Source organism: Parerythrobacter lutipelagi (genome assembly GCF_005434975.1).
Classification (GTDB): Bacteria; Pseudomonadota; Alphaproteobacteria; order Sphingomonadales; family Sphingomonadaceae; genus Parerythrobacter_A; species Parerythrobacter_A lutipelagi.
The window spans coordinates 891,799-913,576 of sequence record NZ_SKCJ01000002.1 but is presented as its reverse complement, the minus strand read 5'-3'; the positions used below and the strand labels follow the sequence as shown (position 1 = coordinate 913,576).

Below are 21,778 nucleotides of genomic sequence, written 5' to 3'. Positions count from 1 at the left end.
GAGTTTCGGCTACTATGTTGCTTGGGAGAATCCGAGAATTTAAATATCAAATCTGTAAGTATGGGCAAATAGTGAATAGCAGGATCACCCCAGTTAAAATTGGGGTTTTCCGTATGAATCGCGTATCAAACCGCGCGAAAAACGGATGGCGAAACTCAAGTATATTGGGTTTTGAACAGGGCAACAGAGTCAAACTGCTGCATTTGAACGAAAAGCCTTCGATACAAGCCTCACGAATGATCAGAGCATATTTACCGCGCGGCTCTCATTTAATCGTCCACGCGGCGCGCAAAAGCTGGCGCCTAGAAGATCAAGGTTTCAAAGTAACTTACTCAGGTGCTTCTAAACCCATATTTCAAGGCGAAGACCCATTGCTACTTCACTTGCGTATGAATGTCTCGCGAGACATCTTCGCTACCCGTCCATACATTAGACACGAACAGTTACAAGGATATCTCAGCCAGTGGGAGCTTTGGCACAATTTTAGGCAAAACCTTGGCGGCCTATTTACTAGCTTAGTTCGAAGATCCATATGCCCAGAGTTGATTACTGTCTCGATCTACGATGGTGATGAACCAGAAATTTTCTAAGGTTCTATCTAATTATGAAGCGGGCGCGCAGGCTGAAACTACTAGAACCTGCAAATGCTCCGCTAGGAACAACTCGGAAATTAGTGATAGCAGCATCGCAGCCATCTCCGTCCAATGTCGGAAGATAGGTCCACGACAAGCCATTGTCCGAAGAAAACTCCAGATCGTCCGTAAGGTCTGCCAACGCGACATATGAATAACTCAAGCCTGAGGTCGGCGAACCGTCTGTGAACGCGACCGGCCCTCCGCCACCAATACCATTCAGGCACATCTTGGCTTCTGGTGGCGCATTGTCAGTAACGATCACACTATCCGTATCTACCGCAGCCGGATTGGGATTGGATACGAGGATCGTATATTCGATCGTCGAGCTTGGAATCGCAAGAGGATCCATAGTACCGTTCACCGGATCGCTGAAGACGGCGCTGACCTTGGTCACGGTCAGTGGCTGGATCGCAGAGCTGGTATATGTTGCCTGAACGGTCGGAGTTGTCGCCGATCCGAAGACGCCTCTCGCGCTGTTCGTGAAAGTACCCGCGGTCGTAGGGCGGGAGACGGTGTATTTGAGCGTAATCGATCCACCTGGTGGAAGCGCATAAGATTGCCCCCTGCGTCCAATGAAATTCAGCGTGCCGGTCGCACCGGCGCTCGGGATCTCGCTCGAATTGGCTGCCGTTACCTCGCTTTCGGCGGTTAGCGCGACAAACGACATTCCGGATGGCAGCACATCGGTGATCTGACTCATAATCGCACTATGGGTCGACGGATTTGAGATTGTTACCGTGTACGTCAAGTTCCCGGTCGAACCGATGAAGCCGCCGCTTTCGCTCACGGACTTAGTGATCGTGAACGGGTTGGTTGCGCCCGGGAAGTTGATCGAGACAGATCCCGTTCCGTCATAGTTACCAGTGTATTTGATCTGCGTTCCAGATGTCTGGACTGCGTAGGGCCGCGCCGTCGTTGACTGGCCTGCGCACTGGTACTCAAAAAAATATCGTACCGAGATGAAGTAGTTGTTCCCGGCCTGCTTGTTCGGCTGAACAAGCTTTAAAAGGTTTGTTGTTCCGACTGGTGCGGCATTGAGATTGGAATTGGTGATGACCGAGCGGACCAGACGGAAACACGCTGCATTGAAGTTTTGCGAGCCAGATGGCTGCAGCCAGTATTCATCGCCCGCACCGGTCCCGCCAAAGTCATAGTCGGCGTCGAAAAAGATAGTCTGGCCGACCACGGCCCCCGGCCCTAGTTGCGATCCGATCACCTGCCCGCCGGCGTTGGCGCTGATCGCTGTCTGGATAGTCAAGGTCAAGCCGACCGATTGCGTGCCGGCACTCGACGTCATGGCCACGGTTGGGGTCGCACTTGCACCGCTGGTACAACCAAATCCGGTAAACCAGAAAACTGCGATGCTTTGACCCGGAGTGAGGGTGCCCAAGTATTGGCTCGCCGGTTGGCCGCCAGCAAGAAAGACATTACCATTCAACCCTGTCAGGCTCACGCTGGCATTGGTGATGGTTGAGCCGCTGTTGTTGCGCACCAGTCCGCCGACATAGGCAGCGGTCGGGCCTTCATTCGGGCATTTGTTGGAATCAACGGTCATTTGCTGCGACTTGGTTGCGTTGTTGCCGGTGCGCAGCTCGAAGCCAAGCTGCGCGTGCGCCGCGCTTGCCATACCAAAAAAGGCAGCAAGGATCAGGCCCGTGCGGACGAACATTATAGCGAGAGGCTTGATACGCTCGATCATCGACCAAGCCCGAGAAAGCCGAACGTGTCGGCGTCGAACTTAATGCGCACTGAGGCATAGACACCTTTGTCGGTGTTGCGCGCGGCGGAAAAATCGTCGTCACGGAAACCGTCGATATTGTAACCAACCGTCAACAGCATACCGTCCGCCGGGACGAAGCCGAGATGCGGGCCGAACGAGAAACTGGTGACATCATCATCAAGATTGGTTCGCAGGGTTCCTGAAGCGCCGATTTCGAAGTGTTCTCCGATACCTACCCGTGCGTCAACCCCGCCCAGCAGGGATGTTCCCGCAAGATCGAAGCCTTGGAACCGGTCGAAATTATGACGCACCGCGAGAAACAGTCCAAACTCGTCATGTCGGACCTGCTGTTCCACATCGTCGATCTCTTTCCAGTCACGAGGAGACCAGTTGGCCGAAAGGCTCGCAAGAACGCGGCGTGATTTCGCGTCACCGGTAACCGTCAGCGCAGTGCGCCCAGCCGGACCGGTTTCTCCGGCAACCGCATTGGTCACTTCGTCGCTGCGGTACTCAAGCTTGCCAAGGAAAGCGAACTCCGATGCACCGGGACGATGGGCAAAAGCCAAGGCTGCGTCGAATATCTCGGTATCGGCACCACTTTCGCCATTCGCTTTAGTCCAGGTGAGACCGGACCCGACAACACTGCCCTCGCCCAGCTGACGGATGGCACCGAATGTAAGGCCTTTGCGGTTGGCGAACTCGCCATCGCGATATTCTCCGCGTGCGGTGGCACTCCAGCGATCTTTTCTCCATGCAGCACCCAGAGTGATCGCTGTAAAATCTTCGAACAATTCACCACCGGGCCCGAATTGCCCACCACTCGCAACCGGCTGTTCGACATTGACGATATCCGAGACCGGAGGCGCTCCGTCGAGCGTCAGGCTGCCATCAATCGTGGCGTCGATTGTCAGCGAAGGAGACAGCTGTAGCGACTGCGAAAGCCCGAATGCCGCGAAGCTGCGATTCCCGAATTCATCGACGCGCTGTTTGCCAAGCGATGTAGTGGCCTGGGCCCCTGCCCATGGAGAGACTTCTATGCCGCCACGGATGGTGCGAGCGTCGATGTTCTCACCGTTAGCGATCTCATATAGGCCGATGACCCTGATATCATCGGTCAGCGAAAAGCGGGCCGCAAATCGATGGCGCGTCGGCAAGTCGATCGATTTCGTGTCGTCCAGTGCAATGCTTGATGTGGCGCTCAGTTCAAGATCATTCTCAAACAGGCGCTGCGTGACACCGCCTTCAAGCACGGTCGACTTGTTGCGGGTTCCATCGGCGAGCCGATCTGCGAAATGAGCTATGCCTACCTGGAGATCAGTGTTTTCCCTTTTGTGGCCGATCTGGATCTGCGCTGCCCTACGGCGCGCATCGCTAGTCAGACTGTCATCCTGCCAAACGCTGCCAACAACGGAGGTGTTATCGGAAATCCTGACCCGACCATCGACCCCAACCTTGCGGCGGCCGAGTTCAGCTACGTTCTGTTGACCCACTCCAAAATCCGGGTCGAGCGAGCGGGCGTAGGCCAAAACGTCCAGAGAGCCGGTGCGATGCTGTGCTTCCACCATCCAGCCGGTTGAGGTCTCACCCTCGCTACGGCTTGCGGCAAGTTCCGCGCGCACCTCTGTGCTGTCTCCGATACGGACCCGGGCGTCCACTCCGGCTATGTTGGTGCGGGCACCATCGCCCTTGTCAGTGATGGCTGTGGCACCAATGCGGATGTCGCCATCGCCACTGGTCCAGTCGGCACGAACGCCCGCATTGATTTTGCCATCGCCGCGCTGATCGATTTCATAATCGATGACGATGAACTGAGGATTGAGGTCGAAATCGCGGCTCAGCACAGGCTGTTTGAAGGTAATTGTGCCTGACAACAGATCGATGTCATAATCGGTAAAACGGGTAAGCTCACGGCTCGATATGACCAGTTCGGAACGGAAGCGGTCACGAGTTTCGAGGCTGACCTTCTCGCTGTTGGCCACTATGGCTCGGCTGCCCAATCGATAGGGACCACTGATCCCCTGCCCTTGGATTTCGTCACGACGAAATCGCGTGCCGATCTCTGCAGCGAATCCCTGCACTCCGACTGCGCCGAAACGCGCTTCGGCTTTCACGCCTGTCGCTGTGCGGTTGTAACGTGCAAGATTAGTCTGGTCGAAACCCGTTTGGAAATCGCCATAGAGTGCGTAGAATGTGGCGGTCTCAATGCGGACATAGAGCTTTTCACGCGATGCAGCATCGAACTGGCGGCTCGAGGCATCTGCAAACACGGTATAGTATGCGTTCGGGTCGATCGTTCCGAGCAGGCGCTGCTCGTCTTTCTGCTTTGCGCTGTCATACGCCATAGTTACCAGATATTTTCCGAGTACGCGGCCCTTGGCATAGAGTGCGACCCGCGCGCTATCGCCCAGATCGCTGTCGAACTGGTCCGTTAGCTGCATGCTGTCAGCCACGGTGCGCGAACCGATCGAGCCTTCTGCCAGACCGACGACAGTCCACTCGATATCGCCCGGTTCGATCCAAGTTTCGATTTCTTGCTCGCGGACCAGCTCACCGTCGGTGAAGCGGAAATCCAGACGAACCGAACCGCTTACCATTGTCGGAGCAAGTTCGATCTTGGCGATACCATCATCGCCCTCAATTACCCAGCGGGCGGAAGACGCTTTGCCAAGGCCGGTTAGCTGGTTCAGCTGCTGACGTTGGACCTGATCGGCGCTCTGATATGGCGCGTTGAGCATAAATTCACCGGCAACCCCCTGACGCAGGGGACGATTGTTCCGGTCGAGTACTCTGATCGCGATTACGGGATTGGTATGACCGTCAGCGATGAGGTTCGACAGCTTACGAACGAGCTCGACCTTGGCGGGTGTCGATGTAAAAAACACTTCGCGATCAATCGTCGCGATAGACTTGCCGTTCTCGGCTATAATCTCTGCGCCAAGAACGGTCCTTTCATCCTCGAGCGGCACTCCGCGCCACAGGCTGACCGCATAGTCTCCATCAGCGGCGCTCTTGGTTCCGTCGAATGCGAGAGCGCTCACCGGCTCACCGTCAACCCTCAGGTTTACCTTGTGGCCTTTGCGATGGCGAATTGCGACTCTTACAGCAGGTGCGCGCGGGTTTGCATCGATAGCCGGGGCAAGCCAGCCATCGGGTCCGTCGCCAAGTGCTAGCCAGTCGGAACCGGATTCTTCAACGATTGCGATGGCGTCGTCATCATGAGTGGCGACACTGGGCTCTTCGGCTTTTGCAGCTTGCAGCTGCGAAATGAATTCCTGCGGTACGACGGCATGGAAGTCCGCGACCAGCAGCGATCCGCCTTGTCCAATCACGAATCGTGAATTGTTGCTGCCAGCGTTTCTCGTCGAGCGGTGACAATCGACGAACTTTCCCTCTTCAGGCAAGGTCATACGCGCTGCCTGGACAACATGGGTTCCCGGTACAATCCCTTCGAAGTGATATCGGCCATCGGCATCGGTTATGGCGAAGCTGCCGTCTTCCATCATGACGCGCACACCGGGGATGCCGATGCGCGGATCGTTAATTGTGCAGTCGCCTGCGGTCACCCGACCAATCACAGTCATTCTGCTTGCAATATTGTCGCGCTCGATTTCGACCCGCGCAGAAGCGACGCTGGTGCGTCCAAGCGAGTCTCTGGCCACAGCGCGGTTCACGGCCTGGCCAGCAGGGGCATCGGCACGGACAACCATGGCGTAGCTCACGGTCCGGCTGCCCCCGCCCGCAATGTCGCCGAGCTGGATCGTGAGCGCTCCGCCATCAGCTGATGTCGAAACGGCCTCTGGATTTGCGGCACCATCGATGCGGATCGAGTCGGTACGAAGTCGCAGCCAGCGCGATGGCGTGTCGGTAAGTGTAACGGTGCGTTTGATGCGTGTCGGATCCTGATTTCGCGCGGTAATCGTATAGAACACGGCATCACCTGGCTGAGCACGGGCCCGCGAAGCAGTCTTTGTTAGGCTGACGGAAAGGCTCGGTCGGTCGAGCGGAATGTCTATTTCGAGTGGAGTCGGATCGGAAAGAACGAGGTCTCCGCCATAAGATGCATCGAGTATGACAAACGAACGACCGTCCGGATGCCGGAGCAGAGCGATCTGGTCAGGCTGGACTTCAGATGGCGCGGTGTATGGCGCAGGCGGCGCTATTTCGAGGCGATAGGTTCCAAGTGCGGTCAACGGGAACCAGTACTCTCCGGGCGCCATCGGATAAACGTTGCCGGAAGCATCTGTAATCGGCTCGCCGGAAATGACGGTCGATGGCCATGGGGTCACGCCATCTTCCCCGAATACGGTGGCTGGCTGTCCTGTAACGGCATCTACAAGGGTAACGCGTGCTCCAGAAACGGGTTCGCCCGTTTCACTGTCGAACACTACTCCGAAAGGGTCGGCGAGAACTTCCACATTGGCTGTGACGATGATGGCGCTCTGACCTGGCTGTGTTATAGCAATTTGAATTGGATTGCCGTCGGCAACGCTCAACTCGCAATTGCCCGGTATGGCTGATGGCGGCATCCGGATCGTCGGAATTTCGCCAACGAAAATGTCAGTGTTTGGTCCGGTTTCGAAGATTGTGATTGATTCACGATCGCCCGTGCCAGTCGTGATGACGGCTTGCAGTCGGTCAACATTTGACGGGTCGAGATTGGCTGCTGACGCGCGGACTACGAAAATGACCCGCTCGCCAGAGCTAACCACATTCGTTTGTGTGACCGCTGAGTTGATAACGGTGTTGTTACCGCCCCTCTTGGTCGCGAATTGCTCCCCCCCGCATTCAGGGAAGCGATAGGACAAGACGTTGGAGGAACCGGTGGTTGGCCGGAAGGTCGTTATGGTTGGCGGCGCGTCATCGACAACAATCGACACCTCGTTGGATTCCGTAGAAAATTCCGCTCCCTGCGAAATCCAACGAGCTTTTGCGATATTGTCGATAGTCTGTGCATGCACTTGTCCTCCAAGCACGACCAGAGGCAGCAGCACTACAATGAGTGCTGCTGCCAAGGTGCGCAAAAAGAGGCTAAAACGCATATACACTCTCAACCGTGCTCGATCAGTCGATCGTCACACGGAAGTAAAGCGTACTCGTCGCTCCAGCCGCCACATCGGCAAGCGGATTGCTGACCGTTGTTGTGGAGACAGTGTACGATTTGTCGGTCGGGGTCCCACCTGTGCAGAACCCGCTACCGTCAAGCGAACCATTGATGACTATGTCACCTGTGCCACCGAACTGATCGGGTGCGAAGGTTACCTGCGTTGGCAACGGGTCAGATACGACGATTTCAGTGGCTGCGAAGCCGCCGGCATTGATTACGGCGATGCAGTACTCGACCACTGCGCCAGGCACGGCTTTTGGGTCAGTCGTTCCGTTGACCGGATCTGAAATCACACGGCTGATCTTGCTGACGGTAACTCCGGCATTGGCAACGACGAAGCTGTTGAGGTCGGAATGATCGCCCTCGTTCGCGTTGTCGACCGTACCAGCACCATCGGCGAGTACAGTATCCACGCCAGCTGTGTTGCCGCCCGCCGTATTCGCGAATTTGACGCCAGCACCCGTGCCGGTTGCGGCGATGGTAGCATGGGCATCAGCCACGAGATTTACATCAACTTGATCGCCAGCTGTCAGTGCACCGGGCAGATCGCCTACGACGTAAACCGTGCGGGTCTCATCTTCGGCCATGTCTTCAAGGTAAGTGACAAGGATGTCTTCACCGGCCTGGAAACCAGCGGTGGTGCCGTCTTCCACATAGAACTGCACGTTCGACAAGTCTCCGCTGTCCGTCGTCGACTGGTCGAGCGACAGAACGAGATCGACAGTGTCGTTGGTCAGGTTGGATACCTGGAACGCCACGGCGGCCCCGGTTTCGCCGGAAACGACGGTTGTCGTCCCATTGACGTCGGCTACGGTAAGGTTGACCTTGCGGTCGACCGTCAGCGTATCGGTGTCCTGCACTGCTGTCTGGGAAACATCGTTGACCTTGAAGTTCACGGTCACGGTGTTGGTGATATCAACACCGGCATTGGTGCCGAGATCGGCGGCCATTGCCGGACTGACGCTTAAGGCGACGAGCGCTAATGAGCTCACTGCCCCAAGCAATTGCTTGGATCGTGTCATTGTTAATGGTCCTCTTTTTTACCTTGCGATTAAGTTACCGCTCACAAGGCATGGCGGTAATCTCCCGCTGATCAGCGGATGATGGCTGGGTACTCGACGCGACCACGTTCGCCGGGTGCAACCTCGGCAAGCGTCCATCGAACATGAGTGACATCGGCATGCGTAGCGGGCCGGACTGAACCGTCGTCCGCTGCAACCGTAAGCGCTGCAAGAATCCCCCAACTTGCTCCGCCATCGACAGAGACAGCCAAGCCGGCATCGGCATCGGACGCGAGGCGAACTGCTGAAGGCAACGGGTTTGTCACCACAAAGTCGGTCACAGCCTCGGATCCGCTGTTGCTGTAGTCAGTGCTGAAGATCAATCGATCGCCAGGAACGACAACGTCCGGCTCGACGCGCTCGATTGTTGAAATCCCCGCTTCGTCGACGACGGTCTTCTCAACCATGACGTCACCCGAAAGCGCGATCGGCTGCTCTTGCGCAATTGCCGGTCCGGAGACTGCCCCAGCTGCCAAAATCGCTGCAGCCATTTTGATAAAATATGTCTTCATTGTCAGACCCTTATTTCTATTCGCCAACTTCAATCGATGACCACATCGAATGTGACTGAACTGTTCGAACCGCCAGCGACGGAGCCCAAATCGACTAGTATGCCGGATGCGGATGCTTCCCCGGCATCATCGCCGGTGGCATCGGTCAAACTGTTCCCATCGAGCGCAAGAGTTCCTGCCCGATACGAAGTGCCTGTCGGAAAAGTGTCGGTAATGACGAGATCATTTGCGGTTCCGGTGCCGCTTACATTTGCTGAAATCGTATAGGTTACGATCGAACCAGGCACTGCGCTCGTACCGCCGAATGGGTCGAGAATGCTTGCCGATTTGATCAGATCGACCGACGTAATACCTACGAGCAGCGAGCCTATGGCGTTGTCGCTTGCGCCCGTGAGACCGACTATGGCATTGCCGCCATCAACGCCCTGTCCCGCAAAGGTCGTGCCCGGTGCACCAGTTCCGGTCACGGCGTTGGCAAGAAGGTCTACATCGCTCGCATCGCCATCGGCCGCTGTGTTCGGAACGGTGACCAGAACAAATATCGTCAATGTAGAATCGGCATCCAGAACTGCGGTCGTCTCCGGTCCGGTGAGGATGGTGTCCACTCCAGGATCGTAAACGCCGTTGCCATTGGTATCGACTGCGATACCATCGACCGTCGTGTCGAAATCATTGCCTGCGACACTTGGGTTGGCGATCAGCTCGAATGCTTCGGGGCCGTTTCCGGTGTTGGTAAGCTCGAAAGTAAGAACTGCATCACCCGGGCTCGCGGCCACCGGGCCGGAGTTTAGCGACGTTACCGTGACATCAAGCAACTCGTCGACCCGTACGACTACCGTGTTTGAAGCGGTCGTCTGCTTCCCAGAGCCATCATCGTATGATGCGCTCGCAGTGTTCTCGATCAATGTTCCCGCGCCTACGCCGTCGGCGTTGGCTGGAATTGCCCAGAAGGTCGCAACAATCGCACCAACGCTGGACAAACGGTAAAGGTTTCGCTCGGTTTTCATACCGAACTTCTACCTAATTTTGGTTACCAAACTGTTAGGATTTGGAGGCGTATGTCAGCTAAATTCCTGAGCAAAATGGCTCGAACGACGGGTCTGCATGCGCAGTCGTCAGAACCATTGGCACAGCCCGCGGCGTAAATCAGCGGAGCGTTGGCCTCGTCTTGTTGGTTTATATTATGCGGCGAGCTTGCGGTGTTGCTAGCGGCGATGTTGGACGTCTTTCGTTTGATCGCTTCTCATCGTTTGATGATGGCTTGAGCCCTGCCGAATTAGGCATCGGCAGGTGTCACAATCCATGCTCTTGTAGAGATGGCTGAGCACCGTACGCTGTGCTCCGGTTCGCTTTGCCAAGGACAGCGCCATTTCGAGATTGGCGTGAGTCGGAAGAGGTTCGCGGCGCAAACAGTGGGTTAAGAGCAGATCAAGGCATTCAAGCAATTCAAACATCGACCGGATAATTCTACTGAAGTTCGCCGCATATTTTATTGATTTAATGTCTAATTCACACCGAATTGCCGTTGTTTCGGTCGGTCCATCCAGCATCTTGTCGAGGCTTGGGTGGTAACGCTGGTGGATGAAGTGCTCAACGAACTCTTCGATCTGGTTTTCTAGATCACCTGGCACGCAGCAATTCTCCAGCAGGATGCGGTTATTCAAGTTCTGGTGCCACCGCTGGATCTGGCCATGCGTTTCCGGATGGAACGGAGCGTCGCGAAATTGGCTCATGGGCTTCGCCTCGATGTATTCCGCGAGCTGGGTAATGCTTTCCCTTGCGGCACAGCTCAGCACTGCTGTCATCACCGCGCAGGCGATCTAGCACGATCCTGATCTTGCTTTAAGCTGAGATACGACCGTGCGCTGTCCGGCGAATTTCTTTGGCTATCCATTCAGTACTCGCTTGGGATTTTGAGGATCTCGGTCGCTATTGGACAAGCCGCCTCGCAGGTTCCGACCGCCAACTTCAGACTGGCTGCTTCCATCCATGGCTAGACTATCAGCAGGGCCTTGTGTCCCGCCGAAAGAAGACTGGCCGCTATCCTAGGGATCAATCAGGACCGATCAGGCCGCAAACAACCCAACTGCCGAGAATTGAACGACGATTTTGGAGCGTCTCTCCCAGCCAACTGGGCACCGCTCCATCAACGCGCATGTACGAGCCCTACGCCATTGGGTTAGGCCACCTTGACTAACGCTGAAAATTCTCGTTTCGAGCCTTGGGGCGCACCTGAAGGACTTGACGAATATGCAGGACGGATCCCCATTAAGATTTTGGATGAAAAGCGCGACCAGGATCCTCGCCAGACTGGAGACTGACGAGGGTTCCGACGCGGCCAGCTTAGCCCGCGACGTCGAAAGGTGTCTGGCTAAGTTTCCAAACGACCCAATTTTCAGCAGGACTTACCTTGCGCCAGACGGAGCGACTGACGCGAAATCCATGCAAGACCGTCTTATCATCTCTGTGCTTTCGACAATACGGGACGACTCCTCCTACATGCTCAGCAACAATCCTGAAGGTGTTGCGATTGCGACCATTTCACCACGAATCAACGAACAGGAGGCAACACTATCAGCGGCTACCGAAGGCAAAGCGCTACTAGGCGCTTTGTTGCTTTGTCACATCAAGCAACCACTCGCTTTCGCCGACAAATAGTGCCCGAGTTTAGCTAGCCAAGCCGGCAGCCCAAGCCACTTTTGCTGCGACGGTGCTGTTTCTGGCGTCTAGCTTCTTGATCGCGTTTCCGCGATGGATCTCCACCGTGCGAGGACTGAGTCCAAGAGATTCTGCGATTTCCTTGGTAGATAATCCGTCTGCGATCTGGGTGAGAACAGCGGTCTCCCGCGGCGAAAGGTTCTTTATGAGATTCGCGGCATGATATTTCTGCCATTTCCCCGCTGCAAATTCTGGCCAATTGCTTTTCACGCGTTCAAGGCAAGCAAAGAAATCATCGGCGTGTAACGGAAGAGCAAGATAGTCGACCGCACCAGCGTTCAGCGCCAAAATTACCCGCCTAGGATCCGGGTTTTTACCGTACGCAATCAATGGAATGAAGCTGTCCGATCGCGCGGTCCATTTGACCATATCGTCCAGTGAATTATTGTTATCATGAACTAAAAGGCTTCCGGATCGGACCCTCCTGACTTTAAGTTCGTGTACTGTGGCACAGGGGATGACAGGCACTCCAGCTTGCAGCAGCTCCCTGCAGACCAAGTGACGCGTGGCATCATCATCGTCGACGGCGTAAACACTTGATGACGGATTAAACATTTGCGACTCCTTTAATCCTATACGAATTCGACCTTTCCTTTGCGCTCACGTCCTCAATACGTATTGTCCCATAGTTAAGCAAATTCTACAATTAAGGGGGAATACCTACCCACGAGCGTCAATCTGCAGAAAATATAATATTTGTTTAGTTTTCATCCGTCAGGACCGCTGGGATTGCGGCTTGGGGTTTTATTTTCGTTCCATCGTCACTACGACGAGACCCAAACCCTCCTAACTCAAAACCTCAAATCTGTGCCAAAGGTGCTGACGGGGAACAGTACGGAAATGCAGCCTTGCGCTTCGAGCACGGCAGCGATCTAGCAGCCGAGAGGCCGAGAACTACTGCATTAGGTCTGACTGAGCAGCAGCAATGATCGCTGCATCACCTGACGGGTCAGTAAGTAAATGCCCATATGTATCCAAGGTAATCTGTATACTCGAATGCCCCATCCACACCTGAAGGCGCTTAAGGTCGATCCGCTGTTTAATCCAAGCACTTGCCGCGGCATGGCGGAGCGCGTGAAATCCGTAACGGGATTTCAACTTAGGCTGTCCGTTGTCATCCACACCAATCTGATCGCATACTTCAGCCAAAATCTGGATCGGCGCAAACTTGCGCCGGAGCAAATGACCATAATCTTGAACGCCACCTTGGCTGTTCGGGAAAGCGAGGTTTTCCGGCCCGATTGGGCAGCGCAATTTCCATTCGCGCAATGCCTGCATCAGGGATGGGGCAATTGGTATTGTTCTATAGCCGGCCTCCGATTTTGGCGGACCAATGACTTTGTATTTATCTGCCCTTTGCGAAACAGTAATCGTGCCTAATTTTAAATCTACATCATCCCACCGCAATCCTCGCAGTTCAGACGATCGAAGAGCGGTTAAGATGGCCGTTAAAAGCAAGGGCCGCATATCATCTGAGGCCGCTCTCAAGATTGCTTTAAGTTCATCTCGTGAGGGAATTGCGATCTTTGGCTTTTCGCGTGACGAGCGTACAACCTTCACATCGCGAGCAACATTCTGCGCCACCAAGCCTCTACGCTGCGCTTCCATGAGTATGCTTGACAAAGCCTGCAGGGCTTTGCCAGCCATTGCTTTCGATCGCATTTCCAAAAGTTGGTCCCGGTAAGCCTCAACCATCGGGCGAGAAAGTCTGGAAAGGCGTTCAGAGCCTATTAGCGGAACTACGTGAAGGCGGGCTAACTGTTCATACTGTTCTACTGTTCCGCGCTCTCTTCCTTCCGCTCTGGCCTTTCCTATCCAGAGCTTCGCAGCGGCCTCCACCGACACCGACTGGCTGTCGGCAGTGTGTACGCCCTTCGACACCTCCCAAGCCGCTTGTGTGCTCCACACTTCAGCGTCTTTCTTGCGAGCAAATTGTTTGAACCGGCGCTTACCGGTTTGATCATGGTAGCTGACGAGCCATGCTGATTTTTCCTCACCTTTGGGCGAAGTCCAGCTACGTTTACGAATTGTGGCCATTTTCAATCCTCAAAACGGTATAGTTGCTCCGCCGTCTGCATAGTCCCACAGTTGTTGGTCATCCGCTCTCGATTTAGACCAACGGCCATACTCCGGTGCCCATTTGGGATTTACGACTTGCCCCACATCCCCTGCCAATCGGTTGATCCGCTCTAGTAGATAATCCGCCCGGATTAGAATTATTCCAGAACGACCTGGCTGGTCAGGCTTCGGTATGCACAGCACGTTCTCATAAAGAGATTTCAGATCATGGACTGAAACCTTCTCTTCAGCCCGCCCTTCTGTTGGAACAGGAGGTGAGCCAGAAATACACACAAAGGTTTCGAAATTTTTCTTTAGACGAAGCTTGTCGCTTGCCCTTCCGAACGCAGCGGCGAACCGGTCCCAGTTCTTGGACACCAAATCGGTTGCCGCTTTTGCAGCCAATCCAGTGCCTATCACCTCGAACGCAACTGCCAATTGCAACAAATGCTCGGCGGAATAGCTCATTCGCACACCTCGCCCAATATTGACGCCCCGAGGGAACTCCAATCGCTGAAGTTGTTTCATCCTTGATCTGAACGTGCCGATCCGATCGGGATGGACTGATAAGAATGCTGCCAATGTAGCCTCTAGCTGACCGTACGTTAGCTTCACCTGCGTTATCCCCAAATATTGGTTACAGGTATAGCCCTATCCTCTTGCGCGGAGCGAATGCAACTGTAAAGGTCTTTTTGGAGAGAGATGTATCTTAGCCGTGCACAAAGGTGGAACATATGCTGGCAAATGACCTAATCAAAGGCGCAAAAGCTGTTGAAGCGGAAACAGGCGGAATGATCTCTCAGCGCCAAGTATATCACTTGGTCGAAAACGGTCATCTTCCTGTGATCCGCAAGGGACGCTCGATGTATTTTCGACGCTCTGAACTCGAAGCGGCTTTTCGCTCCCAACGTTAATTTGAATACTGCCTAGCTGGGTTGGTTAGACACTCTGGCGGCTAGGCAAGCCCATTACCAGAAGGGGTCCGGTCACAATGGAAAGCCGAGTCCGAAAGGCAGAGCGGCGACCGGCGAGGTTTAGGAAAGCCTCGAAAGCAACTGCCAAGCATCTGGCGTCCTAACGACCAGAAGCGCCCTAATGCGACGGTCGGCTCGGAGGTTCATACTCACCGATTTAGCGCGAAAGTGGCCGGACTGCCTTTGCCATCGGAACGCGACATGCGGGTCTAGAGGCAGGGGTAGTTGTCCTATGCCCTTTCGCTCTGGTCTCTCCAAGGTTCATATAGGAGTTCTAGTAACTTAGAACTCGATTAGAGAATGTCAGGCAGAACGATCAATCCAGTCACCAAAGGTTGTTGTATATCTCGATTGCCGGCCAAAAAATGCTGCGAATTTCGGGCGAAAATTTTCGCCAACACCTTCGCCAACATCTCTGCGCTACCCTTGAATCCTCTGCATAACCGCATGCATTTGCGCCCCGCACTCCTCGTCCAATTCCCAATAGCGCTTCTCCAGTCGCTCGTAGGTCTTCCGCCACATGCCCTTTGGCCGCCGGATAGGCTGCTCCCAGCCGTGAATGCATCCCAGCCGCTTCTGTAGCCGAAATAGAGCCTCAAATGGCCGGTCCCGCTTTGCAATCCGCTGGCTCTCATATCCAAGTTGCCATACTTTGCGGCTGGCGAAGATGTCACCGCCCTCCGGACAATAGAGCTTGCCGACACGTTCGCCACTAACAGGGCAGTGCATCCACCAGCGTTTTCCGCCAAAGTGCGGCACCGTGTATGAAAGCCTTACGGTTTGTACGTATTCGGTTTTCTCACCCGTTGCGTGGCGCGTCACCATAAAGAGCAGTTCGAGAGTCGCGCTGTGAGGGGCGCTCATATTGCATGTGTAGCTGATGTTCCCGGCTGGCCTGCCGTTGCAGGTCCAGTGCAGCCTGCCCGCTCGCACGCCGCCTGGCTGAGCCAAGCCTTCGCGCACCATCCACGCCAGATCGAGTCGCTTGGCACTGTCTGCCAGCGGCTTCCCATGCTGACTGCCTGATCCGTATCCACCCATACGAACTGTTTTAACAGAGCAATACAGCTTAGTGAATCTTTTCGAGGGCCTAGGTCCACAGCCAACTGAGACGAGCATACCTTTAGGGCTAAAGATTTACCCTCTGCCCACTAGCATCCCGAAACCAGACAGGCGGCTCTTCAAGAATTTACGATAAAAGCGGACTGTTCGCTATTGACCCAATTGCGAACGTTCAGTGATCTTTTCTCGTAGAAGGCTAAGCAATCATGCGTAGCAACGCGACAGAGCTTATTTTACCATCATCTGCGAGAACTCTTGGTATCGCACCATGAAAAACCTCGCTATTTCTGCCGAAGTGCCCCGAGCATCAAGACGTGCACACGAACGCACGCGAATGTTTATTGCGGCGAGCCTTTCTTCAGCGTCCACGACGGGCATAGTGCGTGTGCGCAATCTCTCAGTCTCCGGAGCATTGCTAGAGGCAGATGATTTGCCGTCGGTAGGTTCGCGGGTAAAACTACGGAAAGGGGAATTGAGCGCCATGGGCACTGTAGTGCGCCGCGATGTGCGCCTGGCGGGAATTCACTTTGAACGCCCAATCAATCCCGCCGATTGGCTGCCCAATAAAGCGCGGTCGCAATTGATGGTCGACACTGTCTTCCAAACTATCAAGCCGCTTTATGAGGGCGGCCCTCCCAAGGAGAACGTGACGGCAAATGCACGTGCCGAGGCAAGTGCTCTACCGTCTAGCCAAACCTCTCGTGACGAGCTCGAAGGTATAGCTGATATGCTCGATGCACTCGCCGATCAGATGAGCGAAGATCCTGCGATCATCGCAAGTTATCTGGACAAACTGCAGGTTCTGGATGTTGCATCGCAAAAGCTGCGCAAAGTGGGCCGCAATCTGCCTAATCTCTGAAGCCCTGAACGCAACTTCGGCATCCTGACCGTTGTCACCGAACTAAGTGCGCACTAGTAGCAGATCGTGAGTGAACGACCTAATTGCTGCCGTCAGACCTTGCGCCTCAAAGCAAACCAAACAAAGACGCAGGGACCGCCGTATAATCCTTGCCTTCCAGCTCAGACGCCAACTCCTCATCATTATGAAGAGCCCGTCGATATTGATGAATGCGTTTTCAAACATGGTAGTTAGCTAGCGCGAAGCCGCACCGCCGCCGATTATTTTCCTAAATCAATTGGGAATTTTCCCTTGCTGGAGATTTAGGCATGGGCGGCCACAAAAACTCGATTTTGCTACTTTGCATTATTATTGTGATCCGCCCTCACGCGCGGGCGAGAAACTGTGTTTGCGATTGAACCGGTCTTCTGCCCCGGTCTAGCATTCGCAAGCTAGAGAAATTTGACCCCCCCCCTCGTGCGCTGCGCTTACAACGCAACCTCATGTTCCATTCTTGTTGCACGGAATAGCCGGAGCCAAAGGGGAAGCCACGGAAAACCAGGGAATTTCATGTTCCTGACCCGAAATCGGAATCGGGCCTTCACCTTAGGCAAGAATCCCACATATAATTGTAATCACTGACGTTTCTTGGTGCGCCCGACAGGATTCGAACCTGTGGCCCCCAGATTAGGAATCTGGTGCTCTATCCGACTGAGCTACGGGCGCCCCGGTTCGCGGCAATAGTGTCGGCTGGTTCCGGATGCAATCGCGCGATCGGCAATGGCCCCCAGATAGCCCTCAGCTGCGCTTCGGTCGTCTCCGCCGCTGCGCGGCTCCGGCAAGGAATCTGGTGCTCTATCCGACTGAGCTACGGGCGCCCCGGTTCGCGGCAATAGTGTCGGCTGGTTCCGGATGCAATCAGTTGAGTTTGTCCGGCTCGGCAATCGGAAACGGCAGCGGTGCGACTTCGATGCCTTCATCGAGCAATTCCCTGGCTTCCTTCAGCGTAGCCTTGCCGTGGATCGCTTCGAGGTCTTTTTCGCCATAGTACATCGCGCGCGATTGCTCGGCAAAATCGTCGCCGACATATCTGCTACTGGCCAAAGCCTTCTTCTGCGCGTCTGCCAGCGCTTTCATCGCCTTGCGCACTTCTGGCGGAATTTCACCTCCGGTGACCGGAGTCCTGCGATCTTCCATTTGCGAGGCCTGATTGCCCCGGTTGCCCTTGCGCGGCACCGCAGGAGCCATCGGCGCTTTCTCTACCGCTGATGAACCACATTCGGGGCAGGATACAAGCCCGCGCCCCTTTTGGCTGGCGTAGTCTTCGGACGAGCCGAACCACCCTTCGAATGTATGGCCTTCGCTGCAATGGAGGTCGAAAACGATCATCGCGCGCTAGTTGATTATTTTGCGGCGGTTGGCAAGGCTCGGCACCTGCCGGCGGACGTCTGCGATACGAGCCGGATCAATCTCGGCGAAGGCAATTCCCTTTGCCTCAGTGCCCATATCGAGCAGGACTTTGCCCCACGGATCGACTACCAGGCTATGGCCAAAAGTGCTGCGTCCGTCTTCATGATCGCCCGCCTGGGCTGCGGCGACCACAAAAGCGCTCGCTTCGATCGCACGCGCCCGTTGCATCACATGCCAGTGGTCGAGTCCGGTTGGTCGGGTGAAAGCAGCGGGAATGGCAATGACGTCACATTCCGCGCGGCCCAATGCCTCGAACAGGGCCGGGAAGCGAATGTCGTAGCACACCGTCAAGCCGAGCCGGCCCACCGGCGTTTCGACAGTGACAACTTTGTCGCCGGGAGCGTAGGCGTTCGACTCGCGCCAGCTTTCACCATCGGCGAGCTCAACATCGAACATGTGCATCTTGTCATAACGAGCGGCGATGTCACCGGATGCGTTGATCACAAAGCTACGGTTGGCCCACCGTTCGCCTCTACCCGCGACTGCCAGAGATCCGATTGCCACCCAAATGCCGTATTTGGTCGCAGCTTCACGCGCCGCAGCAAGCACGGGGTTTGCCGATTCTTCGACAATATGGCGGGCAGCACGCTGCCGGTCGCGATCGAGCAGACCCGACATCTCAGGCGTGAACAGCATGGCTGCCCCGCCCTGCTGCGCGCCCTCTATCGCTTCGACGAGATCGCTCGCGTTGCGTGCCGGATCAATCCCGGTGCGGGCCTGAAAGAGGGCAATCCGCACCATTCAACCGGCCAGCAAAGCGTCCAGCTTGCCATCCCGGTCCAGCGCAGCAAGTTCGTCCGATCCTCCGACATGGGTATCACCAATAAAAATCTGCGGAACCGTGCGCGCTCCCGGTGCGCGTTCCAGCATTTCGTCGCGCTTTGCGCCGCCCATGGTGATGTCGAATTCATTGTATTGCGCGTTTCTGCCATCGAGCAGCTGTTTTGCGCGAAAACAATAGCCGCAGCCGAATTTGGTGTAGATGTCGATCTTGGGCTGGCTCATTCGAAAATCCCTGTTTTCCGGTTGGTTGAACAATCTTGAAACTGCCGGTTCTTTTCCTATTTCAGCAATGGCTGTCCGGTGCCTCATCGGGTCTGACAGCCACAAGCGGGAAGCGCCGGTATTCGGGCTTCTCATACAGTCAAATTGCTCAATGGAGGATTTGTTTCGATGTCACGTTTTGATTTTACCCCGTACCGCCGTTCAACCGTCGGTTTCGACCGCCTGTTCGATATCCTCGAGAACCAGGCTCGCGCCAGTTCAGGCGATAATTATCCCCCCTTCAATATCGAGCGCCGCGGCGATGACGAGTATCGCATCACGCTGGCCGTGGCGGGCTTCAAGCCGGCCGATCTCGATATCACTGCGCAGCAGAACCTGCTGACGGTTCAAGGCAAGAAGCGCGATGAATCCGAAGTCGAGGGCCAGATATTGCATCTCGGTATTGCCAATCGCGGTTTCGAGCGGCGTTTCGAACTGGCTGACTACGTCCGCGTGGAGAACGCCGATCTGGAAGATGGCCTGCTGGTGATCGACCTGGTGCGCGAAGTGCCAGATGCGATGAAGCCGAAGAAGATTGCGGTAAACGGCCAGTCCGGCCTTTCAGTGATCGAAGGCAGCAAATCGAGCGACGAATCCAGCGCCGCTTAAGCTGCCGCTTCGTTCCGATTAATGACGGCCCGCCTCTCCTGAGCGCGGGCCGTTTTCGTTTGCGGCGCTGAAACGAAAAGGGGGCGAACCCGAAGGATCGCCCCCGCGGTACCGAGGTACCGCCTTGTCCGAAATTCACCGTCCGGGTCGCAGAAGACGGTCAAGATCGGAGCAAGCTCAATCTGCAAGGAAAGCCTCCCAACCATCTCTCGATGCAGGAAGGCACGTCCTCTCAGACGGTTTGTGGGCCATTTCTATCAAAAGATAAAGTACGGAATCGACAGTGAAACGTTATAATCGGCACAATTCAGGAAAATTGCGTCGTTAGACCAGCCGTGACTGCCGCAGCGCGGCGGAGACGAATCCGCTGAACAGTGGGTGCGGATCGAACGGTCTGGATTTCAATTCGGGATGAAACTGGACACCGACGAACCAGGGATGGTCGGGCCGCTCGACGATTTCCGGAAGAAGCCCGTCGGGAGACATGCCGGAGAACACCAGCCCTGTGCCTTCCAGCGATTCGCGATAGGCGGCGTTCACTTCATAGCGATGGCGATGACGCTCTGAAATCTCCGTCGCACCACCATAGATCGCACTGACGTGGCTGTTCGCAGCCAGATGCGCCGGATAGGCGCCGAGTCGCATGGTGCCGCCCAGGTCGCCGCCTGCCTCGCGCGTCTGGAGGCCTGCCTTGCTCATCCATTCGGTGATGATGCCAACCACCGGTTCGCCCGTATCGCCGAACTCGGTTGAAGACGCATTGTCATGCCCGGCCAGGCGCGCCGCTTCGATGCAGGCCATCTGCATACCCAGGCAAATTCCGAAAAACGGGACATTACGCTCTCGTGCGAAGCGGACGCTGGCAATCTTGCCTTCGCTGCCACGTTCGCCAAACCCGCCGGGGACCAGAATACCGTGCAGCGGTTCGAGCTTCGCCGCGATATCAGACTCGTCGCCTTCGAACACTTCGGCATCGATCCATCGGATGTTGACCTTCGCCCGGTTTGCCATGCCGCCGTGGACCAGCGCCTCGTTGAGCGATTTGTACGCGTCTTGCAGGCCGACATACTTGCCGACCACGCCGATCGTAACCTCGCCTTCGGGGTTGAAATAGCGGTCTGTTACGTCTTGCCAGCGCGTCAGGTCCGGCTCCGGCGCGTCGGTTATGCCGAAGCCCCGCAATACCTCGCCGTCGAGGCCTTCATTGTGGTATTGCAGCGGCACTGAATAGATCGAAGGCGCGTCGAGCGCGGGGATTACCGATTCCGCACGCACATTGCAGAATTGCGCGATCTTGCGCCGCTCACCGTCAGGCAGAGGATGTTCGCTGCGGCACAGCAGGACATCCGGCTTGATCCCGAGCGATGCGAGTTCGCGAACCGAGTGCTGCGTCGGCTTGGTCTTCAGCTCGCCTGCGGCCGCAATATAAGGGACCAGCGTCACATGGACGCTGAGGGTTTGCATCGGCTCCAGCTCGTTCCGCAACTGCCGAATCGCCTCCATGAACGGCAGCGATTCGATATCGCCAACCGTCCCGCCGATTTCGCACAGGACAAAATCGAGATCCTCGACTTCCGCCAGCGCGAATTCCTTGATTGCATCGGTCACATGCGGAACGACCTGCACGGTCGCGCCGAGATAATCGCCGCGGCGTTCCTTGGTGATGATGTCCTGATAAATCCGGCCACTGGTGACATTGTCGCTCTGCCGGGCGGATACACCCGTGAAGCGCTCATAATGTCCCAGGTCGAGATCGGTTTCCGCCCCGTCGTCGGTGACGTAGACCTCGCCATGCTGATAGGGGCTCATCGTCCCCGGATCGACGTTTAGATAGGGATCGAACTTGCGAATCCGCACCTTGTAGCCGCGCGCCTGCAGCAATGCTGCGAGGCTTGCTGCCATGAGACCTTTGCCGAGCGAGGAGACCACGCCGCCGGTGATGAAAATATACCGCGCCATGGGAGAAAAGCCTT

Annotated in this window: 17 protein-coding genes, 1 tRNA gene and 1 pseudogene; 4 read left to right on the top strand and 15 right to left on the bottom strand. The window is 55.7% G+C overall.

Annotated features, from left to right (window positions below; genetic code table 11):
• Nucleotides 1–594: 594 nt before the first annotated feature.
• From E0502_RS12715 to E0502_RS15325, 6 genes and pseudogenes are all read right to left on the bottom strand, one after another.
• The gene (locus tag E0502_RS12715) at nucleotides 595–2,334 is read right to left on the bottom strand and encodes a DUF11 domain-containing protein (protein WP_137678364.1); all 1,740 of its coding nucleotides are present in this window, start codon (nucleotides 2,332–2,334) and stop codon (nucleotides 595–597) included.
• A complete protein-coding gene (locus tag E0502_RS12710) occupies nucleotides 2,331–7,232 on the bottom strand; it encodes a hypothetical protein (protein ID WP_240049067.1) in 4,902 nt (1,633 codons plus the stop codon). The genes E0502_RS12715 and E0502_RS12710 overlap by 4 nt, the downstream gene beginning before the upstream one ends.
• 184 nt (nucleotides 7,233–7,416) lie before the next feature.
• Nucleotides 7,417–8,481 carry a DUF11 domain-containing protein gene (locus tag E0502_RS12705; RefSeq protein WP_137678362.1) on the bottom strand — a complete coding sequence of 355 codons (1,065 nt, stop codon included), beginning with the start codon at nucleotides 8,479–8,481 and terminating at the stop codon, nucleotides 7,417–7,419.
• A gap of 71 nt (nucleotides 8,482–8,552) precedes the next feature.
• Nucleotides 8,553–9,032, bottom strand: a complete 480-nt coding sequence (locus E0502_RS12700) for a hypothetical protein (protein WP_137678361.1) — start codon at nucleotides 9,030–9,032, stop codon at nucleotides 8,553–8,555.
• Between the two features lie 29 nt (nucleotides 9,033–9,061).
• Nucleotides 9,062–10,039 (bottom strand): DUF11 domain-containing protein, encoded by a 978-nt coding sequence (locus tag E0502_RS12695; RefSeq protein WP_137678360.1) that lies wholly within the window; start codon nucleotides 10,037–10,039, stop codon nucleotides 9,062–9,064.
• A gap of 540 nt (nucleotides 10,040–10,579) precedes the next feature.
• A pseudogene (locus E0502_RS15325) lies at nucleotides 10,580–10,795 on the bottom strand (IS3 family transposase); the annotation flags it as partial.
• 679 nt (nucleotides 10,796–11,474) lie between these two features.
• On the opposite strand from E0502_RS15325, the gene E0502_RS12690 reads away from it, so the two are divergent.
• On the top strand, nucleotides 11,475–11,690 hold the full coding sequence (locus E0502_RS12690) for a hypothetical protein (protein WP_137678359.1): 216 nt from the start codon (nucleotides 11,475–11,477) through the stop codon (nucleotides 11,688–11,690).
• A gap of 9 nt (nucleotides 11,691–11,699) precedes the next feature.
• Here the strand turns inward: E0502_RS12690 and E0502_RS12685 are convergent, their stop codons facing one another.
• From E0502_RS12685 to E0502_RS12675, 3 genes are all read right to left on the bottom strand, one after another.
• On the bottom strand, nucleotides 11,700–12,305 hold the full coding sequence (locus tag E0502_RS12685) for a response regulator transcription factor (protein WP_137678358.1): 606 nt from the start codon (nucleotides 12,303–12,305) through the stop codon (nucleotides 11,700–11,702).
• Between the two features lie 339 nt (nucleotides 12,306–12,644).
• Nucleotides 12,645–13,787, bottom strand: coding sequence for a tyrosine-type recombinase/integrase (locus E0502_RS12680; protein WP_137678357.1), 1,143 nt, complete (start codon nucleotides 13,785–13,787; stop codon nucleotides 12,645–12,647).
• A 9-nt stretch (nucleotides 13,788–13,796) separates the two neighbouring features.
• Nucleotides 13,797–14,276 carry a hypothetical protein gene (locus E0502_RS12675; RefSeq protein WP_137678356.1) on the bottom strand — a complete coding sequence of 160 codons (480 nt, stop codon included), beginning with the start codon at nucleotides 14,274–14,276 and terminating at the stop codon, nucleotides 13,797–13,799.
• A 266-nt stretch (nucleotides 14,277–14,542) separates the two neighbouring features.
• On the opposite strand from E0502_RS12675, the gene E0502_RS12670 reads away from it, so the two are divergent.
• Complete coding sequence (locus E0502_RS12670; protein WP_137678355.1) at nucleotides 14,543–14,722, top strand: helix-turn-helix domain-containing protein; 180 nt, start codon at nucleotides 14,543–14,545, stop codon at nucleotides 14,720–14,722.
• 480 nt (nucleotides 14,723–15,202) lie between these two features.
• On the opposite strand, the gene E0502_RS12665 is transcribed toward E0502_RS12670, so the two are convergent.
• Complete coding sequence (locus E0502_RS12665; protein WP_137678354.1) at nucleotides 15,203–15,748, bottom strand: hypothetical protein; 546 nt, start codon at nucleotides 15,746–15,748, stop codon at nucleotides 15,203–15,205.
• 364 nt (nucleotides 15,749–16,112) lie between these two features.
• Here E0502_RS12665 and E0502_RS12660 point away from each other — a divergent pair, with 364 nt between their 5' ends.
• On the top strand, nucleotides 16,113–16,703 hold the full coding sequence (locus E0502_RS12660; RefSeq protein WP_137678353.1) for a PilZ domain-containing protein: 591 nt from the start codon (nucleotides 16,113–16,115) through the stop codon (nucleotides 16,701–16,703).
• A gap of 628 nt (nucleotides 16,704–17,331) precedes the next feature.
• On the opposite strand, the gene E0502_RS12655 is transcribed toward E0502_RS12660, so the two are convergent.
• The 4 genes from E0502_RS12655 to grxC form a co-directional block, all read right to left on the bottom strand.
• Nucleotides 17,332–17,408, bottom strand: a tRNA-Arg gene (locus tag E0502_RS12655).
• A gap of 192 nt (nucleotides 17,409–17,600) precedes the next feature.
• Nucleotides 17,601–18,071, bottom strand: coding sequence for a DUF1178 family protein (locus E0502_RS12650; RefSeq protein WP_137678352.1), 471 nt, complete (start codon nucleotides 18,069–18,071; stop codon nucleotides 17,601–17,603).
• 6 nt (nucleotides 18,072–18,077) lie between these two features.
• Nucleotides 18,078–18,893 (bottom strand): carbon-nitrogen hydrolase family protein, encoded by an 816-nt coding sequence (locus tag E0502_RS12645; protein WP_137678351.1) that lies wholly within the window; start codon nucleotides 18,891–18,893, stop codon nucleotides 18,078–18,080.
• On the bottom strand, nucleotides 18,894–19,157 hold the full coding sequence (gene grxC, locus E0502_RS12640; protein ID WP_137678350.1) for a glutaredoxin 3: 264 nt from the start codon (nucleotides 19,155–19,157) through the stop codon (nucleotides 18,894–18,896).
• Nucleotides 19,158–19,325: 168 nt separating this feature from the next.
• On the opposite strand from grxC, the gene E0502_RS12635 reads away from it, so the two are divergent.
• A complete protein-coding gene (locus E0502_RS12635) occupies nucleotides 19,326–19,805 on the top strand; it encodes an Hsp20 family protein (RefSeq protein ID WP_137678349.1) in 480 nt (159 codons plus the stop codon).
• Between the two features lie 324 nt (nucleotides 19,806–20,129).
• Here the strand turns inward: E0502_RS12635 and E0502_RS12630 are convergent, their stop codons facing one another.
• Nucleotides 20,130–21,764, bottom strand: a complete 1,635-nt coding sequence (locus E0502_RS12630) for a CTP synthase (protein ID WP_137678348.1) — start codon at nucleotides 21,762–21,764, stop codon at nucleotides 20,130–20,132.
• Between the last annotated feature and the right edge of the window lie 14 nt (nucleotides 21,765–21,778).